Below are 15,768 nucleotides of genomic sequence, written 5' to 3' on the forward strand. Positions count from 1 at the left end.
CCGTCAGCGGTCGCCTACGTCACGTGCCCGGGCGGCGTCGGGCGGGAATACCGAACGCTGCTCCTCCAGCTCCTTGACCAGGTCCTGGAGTTCGGAGCGGAGCCAGTCGCGGGTGGCGACCTCGCCGAGGCCCATGCGCAGCGAGGCCAGCTCCCGCGTCAGGTACTCGGTGTCGGCGATGGAGCGCTCGTTCTGCCTGCGGTCCTGCTCGTGAGTGACGCGGTCGCGGTCGTCCTGGCGGTTCTGCGCGAGCAGGATCAGCGGGGCCGCGTAGGACGCCTGGAGCGAGAGCATCAGGGTCAGGAAGATGAAGGGGTAGTTGTCGAAGCGCAGGCTTTCGGGGGCGGAGACGTTCCAGACCACCCACATGATGATGACGACCGTCATCCAGACGATGAACCGGCCGGTGCCCAGGAAGCGCGCGATCCGCTCCGAGAGCCGCCCGAAGGCCTCCGGGTCGTAGTCCGGAAGGAGTTTGCGGCGCCGCGCGCGGGGCTGGTCGAGGCGGAACCGGGGCCGGTTCTCCGGCCGGGGCTCGCGCCGCTCCTCGCGCGCCTCGCGCTCGCGCCCGCCGGCGCGTCCCTGCCGTTCACGCGCCATGGCCGGCCTCCTCCTGGAGGTGGAACTCCGTCTCGCGCCAGTCCTCGGGCAGCATGTGGTCGAGTACGTCGTCGACGGTGACGGCCCCGAGGAGCGCGCCGCCCTCGTCGACCACGGGCGCCGCCACCATGTCGTACGCGGCGAAGAAGCCCGCGACGACCGGCAGCTGGTCCTCCGGCGAGAGGGGCCGCAGATCGTCGTCGAGGATCGAGCCGACCAGCGTGTAGGGCGGGTCGCGCAGGAGCCGCTGGAAGTGCACGGTGCCCAGGTACTTGCCGGTCGGGGTCTCGTCCGGCGGGCGGCACACGTACACCTGCGCGGCGAGGGCGGGCGAGAGGTCCTCCTGCCGCACCCGGGCGAGGGCGTCGGCCACCGTGGCGTCCGGGCGCAGCACGATCGGCTCGGTCGTCATCAGACCGCCCGCCGTGCGCTCCTCGTACGCCATCAGGCGCCGTACGTCGGCCGCGTCGTCCGGCTGCATCAGGGTCAGCAGGCGTTCCTTGTCGTCCTCGGGGAGCTCGGCGAGCAGGTCGGCGGCGTCGTCCGGGTCCATGGCCTCCAGGACGTCGGCGGCGCGCTCCTCCTTGAGCTTGCCGAGGATCTCGATCTGGTCGTCCTCCGGGAGCTCTTCGAGGACGTCGGCGAGCCGGTCGTCGTCGAGGGCGGCGGCCACCTCGGCGCGGCGCTTGGCGGAGAGGTGGTGCAGGACGTTGGCGAGGTCGGCGGGGCGCAGCTGCTCGAAGGTGGCGAGCAGGTTCTCGGCGCCCTGCCCGTGCTCCTCCAGGGAGAAGCCGTCCACGGCGGACCAGTCGACGGTCAGCGTCTCGCCCTTGCGCCGGAAGGCGCCCTCCTTGCCCTTGCGGACGAAGACCCGGTCGACCTCCCAGTCGCGGCGGGCCGGGAGCTGGCGCACGGACACGTCGAGGACGGTGACCTCCTCGCCGGTCTCCACCAGGCGCACGCGCCGGTCGAGCATCTCGCCGAGGACGAGGCGCTCGGTGGGGCGCTGCTCGAAGCGGCGCACGTTCAGGACGCCGGTGCTGATGACCTCGCCGGACTCGATGCCGGTCACCCGGGTCATGGGCAGGAAGATGCGCCGACGGGTCGCGAGTTCGACGACCAGGCCGAGCAGCCGGGGCGGCCTCCTGCCGACGCGGAGCATGACGACGAGGTCGCGCACGCGGCCCACCTGGTCGCCGTTCGGGTCGAAGACCGCGGTGCCGGACAGGTGCGAGACGAAGATCCGGGGCGCGCCTCCTGCCATGTGCCGCGCCTTTCTCGGGGTGCGTCAGGGAACCGTTTCGGCGGTATGTGCCCTATGCCGGTGATACGGGGTTCAGGCTAGCCCGTACCCCGCGCATATGCCCTGGTGAGCGGTCCGGACGGACTGGCTCCGAGAGGCGTGGGAGACACCGGTACGCTGCGGTACGCCAGGCCGTCCAGGCGTACGGCCGTGGCCGTAGACGACGTCCGCACGAGAGGCAGCCCCACCTGTGACTGCGATGCGACCGGCTCCCCGATTCCGAAGGTCCGCGCTCCTTGGCGCGGTGTGTGCGGGGCTCGTGGTGGGCGGTGCGGGGCTGACGGCGTGCGGCGGTGGCGGACAGGACCCGGACCAGGGCACGAACGGCGTCGGCAAGCTCTCCGCGGCCAGGATCCAGAGCAAGGCCCGGCAGGCCGCCGAGGCGGCACCCGCCGTGCGTCTGTCCGGCAGCGTGGTCACCAAGGGGCACACGTACAAGCTCGACATGCGGCTCACGGCCAACGGCGGGACGGGCACGGTGACGTCCAAGGGCCAGACGTTCGAGCTGCTTCGCGTCGGCGAGAACCTCTTCCTGAAGGCGGACTCGGCCTTCTGGGCGCACCAGGGCGAGGGCGGCGGCTCCTCGGGCGCGGACAGCTCGGCGGCGGCCAAGCTCGACGGCAAGTACGTGAAGGTGCCCCAGGGCGACCCGGCCTACCGCAGGCTCAGCGGGTTCACCGACAAGGACGTGCTGCTCGACGGCACCCTCGCGCTGCACGGCACGCTGGCCAAGGGGGAGCGCGGCGGCTCCGGCACCAAGCGCTACATCAGGATCAGCGGTGACGAGGGCGCGGGCGGCAGCCTGGAGGTGTCCCTCGACGGCAAGCCGTACCCGCTGACCCTGCGGCGCGCGGGCGGCGCGGGCACGCTGCGGCTCAGCGAGTGGAACCAGGCCGTGCCGCTGAAGGAGCCGGGCCTGAACGAGACGGTGGACTACGGCAAGCAGCTGCCCACGTCGTAGCCGCCGCTCAGCGGCGCTTCCTCCGTCGGCCCAGGAGCAGCTTCGGCAGCCCCTCCGGCATGGGCGCGCGGGTCGTCGCGGGCGTCGGCAGGGGCGGGGCCGCCAGCGAGCCGCCGGGCGGCTCCAGGTCCGCCTCGCGCGGCGTGAGGCGCAGCACGCGGCACTCGGCCGCCCAGCGCTCGACGACCCGCTCGCCGTCGGGGGCGTTCAGGCGCTTGCCCTTCAGCTCGGCGACCGCCGCCTCCCACTCCTCGGTGCGCGGCGCGAGCTCCGTGACCGTGGCCGTCCAGGACAGGAGGCGGCCGCCCTTGTCCTTGCTGCGCACGGTCACCTCGGCGGCGGCGCCGTCGGCGAGGTGCGGCAGGGGCTGCTCGCCGGGGCCGTCGCCCACGAGGTGCGCCGCGCCGTCGAGCCAGACGTGCCACAGGGCGCGGGCGGGACCCGCGCCGCGCACCCAGATCAGGCCGGACTTCTTGGTGGCCTCTTCGATCAGGGCGCGCCCGAACAGGGTGTCAGCGGTCATGACGGCAGCTTAGCCAGCGGGCCCGCGGCCGGGGCCCCGCTCACAGCCAGCCGTTGCGCTTCAGCGTGCGGTGGATCGTGTAGCAGACACCGGCGATCAGGCCGAGCACCATCGGGTAGCCGTAGCGCCAGTGGAGTTCGGGCATGTGGTCGAAGTTCATGCCGTAGACGCCGCACACGGCCGTGGGGACGGCGATGATGGCCGCCCAGGACGTGATCTTGCGCATGTCCTCGTTCTGCGCGACGGCGGCCTGCGCGAGGTTGGCCTGGAGGATCGAGTTGAGCAGCTCGTCGAAGCCGAGCACCTGCTCCTGGACGCGGGCGAGGTGGTCGGCGACGTCGCGGAAGTACTTCTGGATGTCGGGGTCGACGAGCCGCATGGGGCGCTCGCTGAGCAGCTGCATCGGGCGCAGCAGCGGCTGCACGGCCCGCTTGAACTCCAGGACCTCGCGCTTGAGCTGGTAGATCCGCCCGGCGTCGACGCCGCGCGAGCCGCCCTTGCCGGTGGCCGCGAAGACCTCGTTCTCGACGTCGTCGATGTCGACCTGCATCGCGTCGGCGACCGCCAGATAGCCGTCGACGACGTGGTCGGCGATGGTGTGCAGGACCGCCGACGGGCCCTTGGCGAGCAGTTCGGGCTCGTCCTGGAGGCGGCGGCGCAGCGTGCGCAGCGAGCCGTGGCCGCCGTGCCGGACGGTGATGAAGAAGTCCCGGCCGGTGAAGCACATGACCTCGCCGGTCTCGACGACCTCGCTGGTGGCGGTCAGCTCGGCGTGCTCCACGTAGTGGATGGTCTTGAAGACCGTGAACAGCGTGTCGTCGTAGCGCTCCAGCTTGGGCCGCTGGTGGGCGTGGACGGCGTCCTCGACGGCCAGCGGGTGCAGCCCGAACTCGGCGGCGATGCCCGCGAATTCGGCCTCCGTCGGCTCGTGCAGGCCGATCCAGGCGAAGCCGCCGTCGCGGCGGACCTGGAGCATCGCCTCGTGCGGGGTGAGGGTCTCGTCGCAGGACACGCGGCGGCCGTCGCGGTAGACGGCGCAGTCGACGACGGCGGACGCGACGCGGGGGTCGCGGGTCGCGTCGTACGAGCTGTAGGCGCCGCTGTCCTTGCGCAGGGAGGGACGGACCGCGGCACGCAGGTCACGGATCATCGACATGGGCAGGCTCCTTCGACGAAAGGGCCGCCTGCGGCGGGTGGAACTGCCCGGAATGGGGACGTCCGGCTGTGCTGGGAGGCACGTCCACAAAGCGGGGAGCACCGCACCGTCGCGGAGGCAGCAACGCTACTGATGCAGATCAGGTGAAACGCGGTGCTCTTCCGTCGTGCGGGGCACAGGCCGGTCGGGGCCGAGGGGTTCGTGAAGTGCCGGGCGCACGGCCGCAGCGTCGTTGCTGCGGGAGGTCAGCGGGCGGAAGAGCGAGTGGTACTGCACGGTCGACTTCGATCCACTGCAGCCCCACCTCCTCCGGCCGGTCCCCCGTAGGGGAGTTCCCAGGCGCACGCGGGCGCCGTCCGTCGAGTTCGGGCCCGAGGGCCCTGAGGTCCGGGCTTGAGAGCGACGCTTCTGCGTGCCGCCCGGGCCAGCAGCCAACAGTATCAGCCGACCGGTGCGCCAAACCCCGACCTTTACCCATCACTGACGAGTTCTATGCTCACGGCATGGCTGATGTTCTTGCTCTGGTCGAGGCCCGGTTGCGCGACGGCCTGGGCGAACCGGACGCGCGCGCGGCGGTGACGTTCCTCGGTACGGACCGCGTCGAGGTGCTGCGTTTTCCGGCCGAAAGCACGGGGGTCGTGCGGTACGCCACCCTCGGCATGTCCGCCCAGCCGATGGCCGACCCCACGGCCGTCCTCGCCGACCCGGTGAAGGGCCCGCGCGCGGAGCTGATCCTGTCCGTGCGGGGCGGCGTCGCCGACACCGACAAGGTGCTCAGGCCGCTGGCCGTGCTCGCCGCCTCACCCCAGGTCGAAGGCGTCGTGGTGGCTCCCGGCAGCTCGCTGGACGTGGGCGAGCCGCTGTGGCCGGGCGCGCCCTTCACCTCGGTCCTCGTCGCCGAGCCCGGCGGCCTGGTGGCGGATCTGGAGCTGGACGAGCCGATGGAGCCCGTACGGTTCCTGCCGCTGCTCCCGATGACGCCGAACGAGGCGGCCTGGAAGCGGGTGCACGGCGCGCAGGCCCTCCAGGAGCGCTGGCTGAGCAAGGGCACGGACCTGCGCGATCCGCTGCGCGCGGGCGTCGCCCTGGACTGAGGCCGGCCTGAGGCGGGACTGAACGGACCGTGCGTCCGGGCGCGGGTGCGTCTACGCGCCCGCGCCCGGTGCACTCGCTCTCCTGGGCCGTACGTCTCCCCGGCCCTGGACCATCGGCGCCCCTGCCCCCACCGCCGTACGCCTACGTCACCCCGGACCGAAGACGTACGCGGTCCCGCGCGGCCGGGCCCCTCGCTGGCCCCTCCCGGCGCCCGCGCCGTGCGGGCGCACTCCGGACGGGTGATCGTCCTTGACGCGGCGTCCACCGGGGAGGACCGTGGGGCGCTATGAGGGGCGAACCCAGTTGCCCGAAGTGTGGTGGCCGGGTCAGGGCTCCCGGCCTCTTTGCCGACTCCTGGCAGTGTGACGTGCACGGCACCGTGCATCCGCTGCAGCCCGTGATCCCGCCCAGCGTCGAGGCGCTCAGCGTCGTGGTGCACCGTGCGCAGGTGCCGGTGTGGATGCCCTGGCCGCTGCCCGTCGGCTGGCTCTTCACCGGGGTGGCCTGCGCGGGCGACGACCGCAGCGGCGGCCGGGCCACCGCCGTGGCCTGTTCGGGGCCCGCCCCGCTCGGTGGTGGCGGTGAACTCATCCTGGTCGCCGAGGAGTTGGGCGTCGGCCTCGGCGCGCGCTACGCGGGCATCGACGGCCCCGACCCCGGCCCCGGCATGAACGTCGGCAAGCCGCCCGCCGCCAAGGTCCTCGCCGCCGGGCGCCCGACGCCCATGTGGCACGTGACGGGCACGCCGGAGGACCGCGCGGTGTTCGCGGGCGAGGCGTGCGGCCTGTGGCTGTGGGCGGTCGCGTGGCCCGAGCAGTCGGGGCTCCTGATGTACGACGAGCTGGTGCTCACGGACCTGCGGGACGCGGGGGCGGAGGTCGAACTGCTGCCCTGCGGAGCGCTGTCGCCGCGCCTGCTGACGCCGTAGGAGCGCCCTCGCGGGGGCGCCCCGGTCCCGCCCCTTCCGGGAACGGCCCGTCCGGCGTTCGAGGACGAGGCGCGGAGCGCCGACAGGGGCCGGGTGCCAGGGGCGGCAGCCCCTGGTTCGGTGAAGGGGCGGGACTGGGGGCCACCCGGCCGGGACCGTTACCCTTAAGCGTCCCCGTCCGTCCCGAAAAGCGTGGAGCCAGCACGTGCGCATCGACCTGCACACCCACTCCACCGCTTCCGACGGCACGGACACCCCGGCCGAGCTGGTGCGCAACGCCGCCGCCGCGGGGCTCGACGTCGTCGCCCTGACCGATCACGACAGCACGCGCGGCCACGCCGAGGCCATCGCCGCGCTGCCGCCCGGCCTGACCCTCGTCACCGGCGCCGAGCTGTCCTGCCGCCTCGACGGCGTGGGCCTGCACATGCTGGCGTACCTCTTCGACCCGGACGAGCCGGAGCTCGCGCGGGCGCGCGAGCTGGTGCGCGACGACCGGGTGCCGCGCGCGCGGACCATGGTCCGCAAGCTCCAGGAGCTCGGCGTCCCCGTGACCTGGGAGCAGGTCGAGCGGATCGCGGGCGACGGCTCCGTGGGCCGCCCGCACGTCGCCGAGGCCCTCGTGGAGCTCGGCGTCGTCGCCAGTGTCTCGGACGCCTTCACGCCCGAGTGGCTCGCCGACGGCGGGCGCGCGTACGCGGAGAAGACCGAGCTCGACCCGTTCGAGGCGATCCGCCTGGTCAAGGCCGCGGGCGGCGTCACCGTCCTCGCCCACCCGGCCGCCGCCCAGCGCGGCAGGATCGTCCCGGAGTCCGCGATAGCCGAGCTGGCCGCAGCCGGTCTCGACGGCATCGAGGTCGACCACCCCGAGCAGCTGGCGTACGCCCCCGAGGCGGGTCCGCGCCTGCGCGGCCTCGCCGCCGACCTCGGCCTGCTCGTGACCGGCTCCAGTGACTACCACGGCAGCCGCAAGACCGTCTCGCTCGGTGAGTACACCACCGACCCCGAGATCTACGGCGAGATCACGCGCCGCGCCACCGGGGCCTTCCCGGTGCCGGGCGCGGGCGGAGACCTGTCCGCCTAGCGGGCGCGTCCGCCGTCCGCCACGTCTGTCCGGGGCCGCGGCCCCGCCGCGCCGTGCGCGGCCACCGCCCCACCTCCCTCACCTCGTACGACTCTCTGCAAGGCCATCACCGTGTTCGACGTCGCCGTTTTCGGATCTCTCTTCCTCACCCTTTTTGTCATCATGGATCCCCCCGGGATCACGCCGATCTTCCTTGCCCTGACCGCGGGCCGCCCCGCCAAGGTGCAGAAGAAGATGGCCTTCCAGGCCGTCTGTGTGGCCTTCGGGGTCATCGCTCTGTTCGGTGTCATCGGCCAGCAGATCCTCGACTATCTGCACGTGTCGACGCAGGCCCTGATGATCGCGGGCGGCCTGCTCCTGCTGCTCGTCGCGCTCGACCTGCTCACCGGCAAGACCGACGAGCCCCAGCAGACCAAGGACGTCAACGTCGCGCTCGTCCCGCTGGGCATGCCGCTGCTCGCCGGGCCCGGCGCGATCGTCCAGGTGATCCTGGCCGTCCAGCACGCCAGCGGCATGGAGCAGGTCTCGGTGTGGGCGGCGATCCTCGCCATCCACGTGGTGCTGTTCCTGGCGATGCGCTTCTCGCTGCTGATCATCCGGGTCATCAAGGACGGCGGCGTCGTCCTGGTGACGCGCCTCGCGGGCATGATGCTGTCGGCGATCGCGGTCCAGCAGATCGTCAACGGCGTCACCCAGATCATCCGGGGCGGCTGACGCCCCGCGCGCACCGCGCACCCACGAACAGAGCCCTGTACGTCACCGGCGTGATCCGGTGTCGTACAGGGCTCTGGAGCGTGATGGGTGGGGACGTGCGGCGTTACGAGGCCGTGGTGTCGGCCGGGCGGATGTAGAGGCGCTGGCCGATGGCGGCCGCCTGCTGCACGATCCGATTGACGGAGGCGGCGTCCACGACGGTGGTGTCCACAGCGGTGCCGTCGACGTCGTCGAGTCGCATGATTTCGAAGCGCATGGGCTTCTCCCTTCGTCTGGTGATCCTCCTGAGGAGAACTGCGGTTACATACGGGTCCAACGAGTTTCCCGCCTCAAACATTCCCTACGCTAAGGAAATTTTTTGAGAGGCTAATGAACGTCGTGTTGCCGCCCCGTTTCGCGGCTGGTTGTGTTCGTTGCGCAACAAACACTGGTTGTGCCCCCTGTGTGACGGACGCGACAATGTGTTCCGTATGGACACGGACGAGACCACCCACGAGACCGTCGAGGTCAACGCCCTGCTGGCGCGCGCCAACGGGCTCCTTGAGCGCATGCTCGCCGAGGTGGCGAAGACTCCGTCCACCCACGCGATCTTCGTCGACGCCGGATATCTGTACGCCGCCGCGGGACGCCTCGCCGTGGGCACCGAGGACCGGCGCGCCTTCGACCTGGACGCCGAGGGGCTCATCGACGCGCTCATCGACAAGGCGCGCACGATCTTCGCCGACAGCAGGCTGCTGCGCGTGTACTGGTACGACGGCGCCCGGCGGCGCATCCACACCAGTGAGCAGCAGTCCATCGCCGAACTGCCCGACGTCAAGGTCAGGCTCGGCAACCTCAACGCCAACAACCAGCAGAAAGGCGTCGATTCGCTGATCCGCAGCGACCTGGAGTCCCTGGCCCGGCACCGGGCCATCAGCGACGCCGCGCTCATCGGCGGCGACGAGGACCTGGTGTCGGCCGTCGAGGCCGCGCAGGGCTACGGCGCCCGCGTCCACCTGTGGGGCATCGAGGCCCCCGACGGGCGCAACCAGGCGGAGCCGCTGCTGTGGGAGGTCGACAGCCAGCGCACCTTCGACGCCGACTTCTTCAAGCCGTACATCAGCCGCCGCTCCGCCCTGCCGTACGAGGGCCCGATGGCGGCCTCCCGGCCCTCCCGGGACGACGTGCGCTTCGTCGGCGCGCAGATCTCCGCGAAGTGGCTGTCGGCGCGGGGCCGCGAAGCCCTCGTGGGGCTGCTCCCCGGCCACCCCTATCTGCCCGGCTCGGTCGACCAGGAGCTCCTCGTCGAGGCGGAGCGGCTGCTCGACTACTCGCTGCGGGGCCAGTCCGACCTGCGGCGGGTGCTGCGGGACGGCTTCTGGGAGCACCTCCAGAAGTGTTACTGAGGCGCCGGACTCAGCGGGTCCGGTCCCAGAAGGAGACGAGCGCGGTGGCCGTCGCCCCGGGCCGGTCGGTGTTGGGGGAGTGGTCGGCACCCGTGATGACCGTCCGGTCCGCGCCGAGGCGCTCGGCCATGTCGTCCAGGAGCGGCACCGGCCAGGTGTCGTCCCGCTCCCCGGACAGCACGTGCACGGGCAGCGCCAGGGCGGCGAGCTCGGTCACGCGGTCCGGCTCGACGCACAGCTGTCTGCCGGTGGCGATCAGCTGGGCCGGGTTGTTGCGCAGCCAGCGGGCGCGCAGGGCGTCGCTGTCCGCGCCGCCGTTCACCTCGGCGTCCTCCGGCGGGTCCATGGCCCGCATCGCCTCCCACACCGTGGCCATCGAGTGCGCCGCGAGGGCGTCCGTGAGCAGGGTGGCGCGGGCGCGCTGGGACGGTGCGATGCGGCCGGGGCCCGATGACATGAGCGTGAGCGAGGCGAAGGTGCCCGCGGGGGCGGCCAGCGCGGCCGTGCGGGCGATCAGGCCGCCCAGGGAGTGCCCGACGAGGTGCAGGGGAGTGCCGGGCGGGTCGTCGAGCGCGGCGGCCTGGGCGAGTGCGTCGCGGGCCAACTCGCTCAGGGAGTAGGCGGATTCGTCGTCCGGTCCTTCGGACTCGTACTGTCCGCGTCCGTCCACGGCCACGGCGCGGTAGCCCGCGTCGGCCAGCGGCCGGAGCAGCGCGATGAAGTCCTCCTTGCTGCCGGTGAACCCGGGCAGGAGCAACGCGGACCCCTTGACCTCGCCGGTCGGTCGGGCGGGCGCGGCATCCAGGACGGCGAACTCCCCGCGCCCGGTCTCCAGCACCCGGGCCCGGGTGCCGGGGGGCGGGGTGAAGGTGGGGGGCCTACTCATGCGACGTACGTTAACGGGTGCCCGGCGGCTCGGCGCCGTGGGGAGGAAGACAGAAAGCCCGCCGCGGGTGCGGCGGGCTTTCCCAGGGGTGACGGGCGGCTACTCCGCGGCGTCGGAGGCCTTGCCCGCGCGGGTGCGGCGGCGTCGGCGGGGCGTGCGCGGAGCCGACTCCGACTCCGCGGCAGGGGCCTCGGCGGCGGCCGGAGCCTCGGCGGCAGCGGCGGCCTCCGCGGCGGACACCGGGGCGCCCGCGCGGGTGCGGCGGCGCCGGCGCGGCGTACGCTCCTGGCGCTCGGCGGGCTCCTCCGCGGCGGCGGTGGTCCGGGAGCGGCCACGGGACCGGCCCTTGGCGCCCCCGCGGGCGGACGACTCGCCGAGGTCCTCGATCTCCTCGGCGTCGAGGCCCGCCCGGGTGCGCTCGGCGCGCGGCAGGACACCCTTCGTGCCGACGGGGATGTCGAGCTCCTCGTACAGGTGCGGGGAGCTGGAGTACGTCTCGACCGGGTCGTTGAAGTCCAGCTCCAGCGCCTTGTTGATCAGCTGCCAGCGCGGGATGTCGTCCCAGTCGACCAGCGTGATCGCGATGCCCTTGGCGCCCGCGCGGCCGGTGCGGCCGATGCGGTGCAGATACGTCTTCTCGTCCTCGGGGGACTGGTAGTTGATGACGTGCGTGACGCCCTCGACGTCGATGCCGCGGGCGGCGACGTCGGTGCACACGAGCACGTCGACCTTGCCGTTGCGGAAGGCGCGCAGGGCCTGCTCGCGGGCGCCCTGGCCGAGGTCGCCGTGGACCGCGCCGGAGGCGAAGCCGCGCCGCTCCAGCTGCTCGGCGATGTCCGCGGCCGTGCGCTTCGTCCGGCAGAAGATCATGGCGAGGCCACGGCCGTCGGCCTGGAGGATGCGGGACACCATCTCGGGCTTGTCCATGGAGTGCGCGCGGTACACGTGCTGCGCGATGTTCGCCACGGTCGCGCCCTGGTCGTCCGGCGCGGTGGCGCGGATGTGCGTGGGCTGCGACATGTAGCGGCGGGCGAGGCCGATGACGGCGCCCGGCATGGTCGCGGAGAAGAGCATCGTCTGGCGCTTCACCGGCAGCAGGTTGATGATCTTCTCGACGTCGGGCAGGAAGCCCAGGTCGAGCATCTCGTCGGCCTCGTCGAGGACGAGGCACTTGACGTGCTTCAGGTTCAGCTTGCGCTGCCCCGCGAGGTCGAGCAGGCGGCCGGGGGTGCCGACGACCACGTCGACGCCCTTCTTCAGGGCCTCGACCTGCGGCTCGTAGGCGCGGCCGCCGTATATGGCGAGGACGCGGACGTTGCGCGCCTTGCCGGCGGTCAGGAGGTCGTTGGTGACCTGCGTGCACAGCTCGCGGGTGGGGACGACGACGAGCGCCTGCGGGGCCTGCGTCAGGTCGTCGGGCGTGCCGCGGCCCGCCTCGACGTCGGCGGGGACGACGACGCGCTCGAGGATCGGAAGGCCGAAGCCGAGCGTCTTGCCGGTGCCGGTCTTGGCCTGGCCGATGACGTCGGTGCCGGAGAGCGCGACGGGGAGCGTCATCTCCTGGATGGGGAAGGGGTTCACGATGCCGACGGCCTCAAGGGCCTCGGCTGTCTCGGGGAGGATCCCGAGATCCCGGAAAGTGGTAGTCAGGGCAATGCCTCTTCTGTGAGACGCGGCGCGAGGCGAACGCTGGGGGTCGTGACCGTGTCGGGGACTACCGGCCGCCTGTGGAACGAACCGGGCGGGCCAGGTGGCACGGGACCACTGCCGACGCTCGAGCGCTCACACCGCTGAGGGTCCCTCCGCATGCCGTACGCACTGTGCGTACGCCCTGGAGGGCTGTCTGGTCGGAGCCGATCGGGCCACCGACCGGGCATCCTCATTCATACGGCCCGTCGAATATTCGGCGGGCGCATTACCACTGTACCCCGGAATCTCGCATGAGTGTCCGGCGATTTGTGTCACCCGGCTCGCACCGGCGCTCCCGCGGGCCCGGCGCGCGCCCCCTCGGCGGCGGTACGTCGTTGTCGTCACAGTGGCTGACCAGGGCCTTACGCCACGGGACGGGCGGGCTATTGTGCGCTTCATGGAGACGCCTGACAACGCAGCTCAGCCCGCGAAGGACGCAGCCGACGCCGGGGCCGCCGGAACCCCCACCGGGGTGGCCGCCCAGGACTGGGCGAAAGCTTCCGCCGACCCCCAGTACCGCGCCGCGGTCGTGGACCTGCTCGGCGCGCTCGCCTACGGAGAGCTCGCGGCGTTCGAGCGGCTCGCGGAGGACGCCAAGCTGGCGCCGACGCTGGCCGACAAGGCGGAGCTGGCGAAGATGGCGTCCGCCGAGTTCCACCACTTCGAGCAGTTGCGGGACCGGCTCGCCGCGGTCGGCGAGGAGCCGACCGGGGCCATGGAGCCCTTCGTCGCCGCGCTCGACGGCTTCCACCGGCAGACGGCGCCGTCCGACTGGCTGGAGGGCCTGGTCAAGGCGTACGTCGGCGACTCCATCGCCAGTGACTTCTACCGCGAGGTCGCGGCCCGGCTCGACGTCGACACGCGCGGGCTCGTCCTGGGCGTCCTCGACGACACCGGGCACGCGAGCTTCGCCGTGGAGAAGGTGCGCGCCGCGATCGACGCGGACCCGCGCGTCGGCGGGCGGCTCGCGCTGTGGGCGCGGCGGCTGATGGGCGAGGCGCTCTCGCAGTCGCAGCGCGTGGTGGCCGACCGGGACGCGCTCTCGACCATGCTGGTCGGGGGCGTCGCGGACGGCTTCGACCTCGCCGAGGTCGGGCGGATGTTCTCGCGGATCACCGAGGCGCACACCAAGCGGATGGCCGCGCTGGGCCTGGCGGCCTGAGTCCTGGCCCGGGCCCCGGCCCGGAGCCGAGCGGCCCGGACCCGCGTCCGGGCCGCGCGCGGCGGCCTACGCCGTGAGCTGGCGACGGCGCAGGCGGCGGTCAGGGCGGAGCAGCAGGGACAGCAGCGCGGCCGCGACGATCACGGCACCCGCCAGTGTCATGGCCGAGCGGCCGGGGCCGAGCGCCGTGTGCGCGATGAACGCGCCCATGAGCGCCCCGCCCGCGCCGGTCGCGAGGACGAGCGTGCGGGACGGCAGGCGGTGGCCGAGCCGGCGGGCCGTCGCCCAGGCGAGGGCCAGGCCGAGCAGCGCGGAGCCGAGAGCTTCCAGGATCACGATGGGGGTGCCTCCCTCGTGGTCGGGTGCGGTCGCGGACGACCGCGGACGGATCATGGGGGCAAAACGGTCCTAGCCGGTCCTACCCCCGGCCGTCGGAACGCAACCCTCCATCCCATCCATGTCCGGAGCTCGCCACTGCCTCCCGTACACCGGGTGAACAGCGGGTGAACACACGAGAGCGGCCCGGTGGGTGAACCACCGGGCCGCTCTCGTGCGCGCCGCTGCGGCGCGCGCCGTCCGCGTGCTACAGCGTGCCGAAGCCCACCTTGCGCTGGGCCGGCTCGCCGATCTCCACGTACGCGAGGCGGTCGGCGGGGACCAGGACCTTACGGCCGTGGTCGTCCGTCAGGCTCAGCAGCGGGGCCTTGCCCGTCAGGGCCTCGGAGACCGCGTTCTCGACCTCCTCGGCGCTCTGACCGCTCTCCAGAACGATCTCGCGCGGCGCGTGCTGCACGCCGATCTTGACCTCCACGCTTTGTCCCTCCGACGGTCAGTGATGTGCGCGGCCGCCCGCGCCGTACCTGCACAGATTAGCCCGGTGAGGCGACGGTGACGGCTCCGGCCGCGCACGCCAGGAGCGAACACGCGCCGGGAGGAAGGACGGGCAGGGAGCGAAGGGCCTGTCGGCCCGCTCAGTGGCCCTCGGCGCCGTGCAGCGGGAAGCCCGCGATGCCGCGCCAGGCGAGCGAGGTGAGCAGCTGGACCGCCTTCTCGCGCGAGACGCCGCCGTCGCTGTGCAGCCAGGAGCGCGCGACGACCTGGGCGAGGCCGCCGAGCCCGGAGGCAAGGAGCATCGACTCGGCCTCGGGCAGGCCGGTGTCCTCCACGATGACCTCGCAGATCGCCTCCGCGCACTGGAGCGTCACCTTGTCGACGCGCTCGCGGACCGCGGGCTCGTTGGTGAGGTCCGACTCGAAGACGAGCCGGAAGGCCCCGCCGTCGTCCTCCACGTACCCGAAGTAGGCGTCCATCGTCGCCGCGACGCGCTGCTTGTTGTCGGTCGTCGAGGCCAGGGCCGCGCGCACCGCCTGCAGCAGGTTGTCGCAGTGCTGGTCGAGCAGGGCCAGGTAGAGGTCGAGCTTGCCGGGGAAGTGCTGGTAGAGCACCGGCTTGCTGACACCTGCCCGCTCGGCGATGTCGTCCATCGCCGCCGAGTGGTACCCCTGGGCGACGAAGACCTCCTGGGCCGCGCCGAGGAGTTGGTTGCGTCGGGCACGGCGCGGCAGGCGAGTGCCCCGCGGGCGTGCCGCCTCTGTCTGCTCGATGGCTGTCACGCCGCCTCCCAGAATCGTCCTTAGTTGCGGTGTGCGCCGCGCCGCCATCGTACTTTTCGGTAACTGCGATGTGCGCGGTGCGAGCGCAGAATTTCACGGACCGGGCACCCATGGAAGCGGTGCGTAGCAGGGCAAACACGGGCAGCTGCGCGAGCGCGCGCCCCCGCTCAGCGGTAGTCGTCCTCGTCCAGGTCGACCACGCGGGCCTGCTCGGCGACGTCGGCCACGTTGGCGGCGCCGGGGTCGACGTCCTCCAGGGAGCCGTCGTGCCGCGGTGCCAGGTCGGTGTGCTGCTCGGCGGCGTCGGCCTCGGGCGTCTCCTCGTCGTAGCCGTCCGCGGCCTCCTCGGCCTCGAACGTGTCCGGGTCGCTGGGGTCAACGGTCATGATGGGGACTCCTCGGATCTCTTGCCGGTGTCTTCGGTGTCTTCGGTGTCTGCCGTGTCTTTGACGTCTGAGGTGTCTCTCGGTGCCTCTTGGTGTACCTCGGTGTCTCTCGTATGTCTTTGGCGTCCCGGAGGCTCGGGGGCTGGGTCTTCGGGTGGTTCCGGTCCGTCCCGGGCGCGTTCTTCCCCGGCGCCGCCGGTCTCCTCCGTGCGGGACGTTCCGGGGTGCGAGTGCCCTGTTCGCGGGCCTCTTCCCGGCGAGTTCCCCATGTCCCCAGGGAACACCC

18 protein-coding genes are annotated in these 15,768 nt (G+C 72.5%); 7 read left to right on the forward strand and 11 right to left on the reverse strand.

Annotated features, from left to right (window positions below; genetic code table 11):
• Positions 1 to 3: 3 nt before the first annotated feature.
• Positions 4 to 600 (reverse strand): DUF1003 domain-containing protein, encoded by a 597-nt coding sequence (locus MQV74_RS26840; protein ID WP_242722454.1) that lies wholly within the window; start codon positions 598 to 600, stop codon positions 4 to 6.
• Entirely contained in the window at positions 590 to 1,864 is a 1,275-nt protein-coding gene (locus MQV74_RS26845) for a magnesium transporter MgtE N-terminal domain-containing protein (protein WP_138961637.1), read from the reverse strand. The genes MQV74_RS26840 and MQV74_RS26845 overlap by 11 nt, the downstream gene beginning before the upstream one ends.
• Positions 1,865 to 2,102: 238 nt before the next feature.
• Here MQV74_RS26845 and MQV74_RS26850 point away from each other — a divergent pair, with 238 nt between their 5' ends.
• On the forward strand, positions 2,103 to 2,864 hold the full coding sequence (locus MQV74_RS26850; RefSeq protein WP_242722457.1) for a hypothetical protein: 762 nt from the start codon (positions 2,103 to 2,105) through the stop codon (positions 2,862 to 2,864).
• A gap of 7 nt (positions 2,865 to 2,871) precedes the next feature.
• On the opposite strand, the gene MQV74_RS26855 is transcribed toward MQV74_RS26850, so the two are convergent.
• On the reverse strand, positions 2,872 to 3,387 hold the full coding sequence (locus MQV74_RS26855) for a hypothetical protein (protein ID WP_242722460.1): 516 nt from the start codon (positions 3,385 to 3,387) through the stop codon (positions 2,872 to 2,874).
• A 40-nt stretch (positions 3,388 to 3,427) separates the two neighbouring features.
• The gene (locus MQV74_RS26860) at positions 3,428 to 4,543 is read right to left on the reverse strand and encodes a magnesium and cobalt transport protein CorA (protein ID WP_242722463.1); all 1,116 of its coding nucleotides are present in this window, start codon (positions 4,541 to 4,543) and stop codon (positions 3,428 to 3,430) included.
• A gap of 503 nt (positions 4,544 to 5,046) precedes the next feature.
• Between MQV74_RS26860 and MQV74_RS26865 the strand changes: the two genes are divergently transcribed.
• The 4 genes from MQV74_RS26865 (at position 5,047) to MQV74_RS26880 (ending at position 8,361) form a co-directional block, all read left to right on the forward strand.
• Positions 5,047 to 5,637 carry a suppressor of fused domain protein gene (locus tag MQV74_RS26865; RefSeq protein WP_242722466.1) on the forward strand — a complete coding sequence of 197 codons (591 nt, stop codon included), beginning with the start codon at positions 5,047 to 5,049 and terminating at the stop codon, positions 5,635 to 5,637.
• A 287-nt stretch (positions 5,638 to 5,924) separates the two neighbouring features.
• Positions 5,925 to 6,566, forward strand: a complete 642-nt coding sequence (locus MQV74_RS26870; protein ID WP_242722469.1) for a DUF6758 family protein — start codon at positions 5,925 to 5,927, stop codon at positions 6,564 to 6,566.
• A 205-nt stretch (positions 6,567 to 6,771) separates the two neighbouring features.
• Positions 6,772 to 7,647 (forward strand): PHP domain-containing protein, encoded by an 876-nt coding sequence (locus MQV74_RS26875; protein ID WP_242722472.1) that lies wholly within the window; start codon positions 6,772 to 6,774, stop codon positions 7,645 to 7,647.
• 111 nt (positions 7,648 to 7,758) lie between these two features.
• Positions 7,759 to 8,361, forward strand: coding sequence for a MarC family protein (locus MQV74_RS26880; RefSeq protein WP_172386485.1), 603 nt, complete (start codon positions 7,759 to 7,761; stop codon positions 8,359 to 8,361).
• 103 nt (positions 8,362 to 8,464) lie between these two features.
• Here MQV74_RS26880 and MQV74_RS26885 read toward each other — a convergent pair whose 3' ends face one another.
• Positions 8,465 to 8,617, reverse strand: a complete 153-nt coding sequence (locus MQV74_RS26885; protein ID WP_138961645.1) for a hypothetical protein — start codon at positions 8,615 to 8,617, stop codon at positions 8,465 to 8,467.
• A 214-nt stretch (positions 8,618 to 8,831) separates the two neighbouring features.
• Here MQV74_RS26885 and MQV74_RS26890 point away from each other — a divergent pair, with 214 nt between their 5' ends.
• On the forward strand, positions 8,832 to 9,746 hold the full coding sequence (locus MQV74_RS26890) for an NYN domain-containing protein (protein WP_242722475.1): 915 nt from the start codon (positions 8,832 to 8,834) through the stop codon (positions 9,744 to 9,746).
• 10 nt (positions 9,747 to 9,756) lie between these two features.
• On the opposite strand, the gene MQV74_RS26895 is transcribed toward MQV74_RS26890, so the two are convergent.
• Positions 9,757 to 10,632 carry an alpha/beta fold hydrolase gene (locus MQV74_RS26895; protein ID WP_242722478.1) on the reverse strand — a complete coding sequence of 292 codons (876 nt, stop codon included), beginning with the start codon at positions 10,630 to 10,632 and terminating at the stop codon, positions 9,757 to 9,759.
• Between the two features lie 99 nt (positions 10,633 to 10,731).
• Positions 10,732 to 12,288, reverse strand: coding sequence for a DEAD/DEAH box helicase (locus MQV74_RS26900; protein WP_374120794.1), 1,557 nt, complete (start codon positions 12,286 to 12,288; stop codon positions 10,732 to 10,734).
• 421 nt (positions 12,289 to 12,709) lie between these two features.
• On the opposite strand from MQV74_RS26900, the gene MQV74_RS26905 reads away from it, so the two are divergent.
• The gene (locus tag MQV74_RS26905; protein ID WP_242722481.1) at positions 12,710 to 13,483 is read left to right on the forward strand and encodes a ferritin-like fold-containing protein; all 774 of its coding nucleotides are present in this window, start codon (positions 12,710 to 12,712) and stop codon (positions 13,481 to 13,483) included.
• A 66-nt stretch (positions 13,484 to 13,549) separates the two neighbouring features.
• Here MQV74_RS26905 and MQV74_RS26910 read toward each other — a convergent pair whose 3' ends face one another.
• The 4 genes from MQV74_RS26910 to MQV74_RS26925 all read right to left on the reverse strand — a co-directional run bounded on the left by MQV74_RS26910 (position 13,550) and on the right by MQV74_RS26925 (position 15,482).
• Positions 13,550 to 13,819, reverse strand: coding sequence for a hypothetical protein (locus MQV74_RS26910; RefSeq protein ID WP_242722484.1), 270 nt, complete (start codon positions 13,817 to 13,819; stop codon positions 13,550 to 13,552).
• Positions 13,820 to 14,066: 247 nt separating this feature from the next.
• Positions 14,067 to 14,294, reverse strand: coding sequence for a DUF3107 domain-containing protein (locus MQV74_RS26915; protein ID WP_242722486.1), 228 nt, complete (start codon positions 14,292 to 14,294; stop codon positions 14,067 to 14,069).
• Between the two features lie 160 nt (positions 14,295 to 14,454).
• Positions 14,455 to 15,096 carry a TetR/AcrR family transcriptional regulator gene (locus MQV74_RS26920; RefSeq protein WP_138961649.1) on the reverse strand — a complete coding sequence of 214 codons (642 nt, stop codon included), beginning with the start codon at positions 15,094 to 15,096 and terminating at the stop codon, positions 14,455 to 14,457.
• A 167-nt stretch (positions 15,097 to 15,263) separates the two neighbouring features.
• Positions 15,264 to 15,482: a hypothetical protein gene (locus MQV74_RS26925; RefSeq protein WP_242722489.1), complete on the reverse strand. Its 219-nt coding sequence runs from the start codon at positions 15,480 to 15,482 to the stop codon at positions 15,264 to 15,266.
• Between the last annotated feature and the right edge of the window lie 286 nt (positions 15,483 to 15,768).

Source organism: Streptomyces sp. AN091965 (assembly GCF_022698285.1).
In the GTDB taxonomy this organism is placed as follows: Bacteria; Actinomycetota; Actinomycetes; order Streptomycetales; family Streptomycetaceae; genus Streptomyces.

Excerpts from the sequence above, each read along its gene's own strand:
- MQV74_RS26860 (WP_242722463.1), bottom strand. The coding sequence starts at position 4,543 with ATGTCGATGATCCGTGACCTGCGTGCCGCGGTCCGTCCCTCCCTGCGC.
- MQV74_RS26865 (WP_242722466.1), top strand. The coding sequence starts at position 5,047 with ATGGCTGATGTTCTTGCTCTGGTCGAGGCCCGGTTGCGCGACGGCCTG.
- MQV74_RS26855 (WP_242722460.1), bottom strand. The coding sequence starts at position 3,387 with ATGACCGCTGACACCCTGTTCGGGCGCGCCCTGATCGAAGAGGCCACC.
- MQV74_RS26925 (WP_242722489.1), bottom strand. The coding sequence starts at position 15,482 with ATGACCGTTGACCCCAGCGACCCGGACACGTTCGAGGCCGAGGAGGCC.
- MQV74_RS26895 (WP_242722478.1), bottom strand. The coding sequence starts at position 10,632 with ATGAGTAGGCCCCCCACCTTCACCCCGCCCCCCGGCACCCGGGCCCGG.
- MQV74_RS26845 (WP_138961637.1), bottom strand. The coding sequence starts at position 1,864 with ATGGCAGGAGGCGCGCCCCGGATCTTCGTCTCGCACCTGTCCGGCACC.
- MQV74_RS26870 (WP_242722469.1), top strand. The coding sequence starts at position 5,925 with ATGAGGGGCGAACCCAGTTGCCCGAAGTGTGGTGGCCGGGTCAGGGCT.
- MQV74_RS26850 (WP_242722457.1), top strand. The coding sequence starts at position 2,103 with ATGCGACCGGCTCCCCGATTCCGAAGGTCCGCGCTCCTTGGCGCGGTG.
- MQV74_RS26885 (WP_138961645.1), bottom strand. The coding sequence starts at position 8,617 with ATGCGCTTCGAAATCATGCGACTCGACGACGTCGACGGCACCGCTGTG.
- MQV74_RS26840 (WP_242722454.1), bottom strand. The coding sequence starts at position 600 with ATGGCGCGTGAACGGCAGGGACGCGCCGGCGGGCGCGAGCGCGAGGCG.
- MQV74_RS26890 (WP_242722475.1), top strand. The coding sequence starts at position 8,832 with ATGGACACGGACGAGACCACCCACGAGACCGTCGAGGTCAACGCCCTG.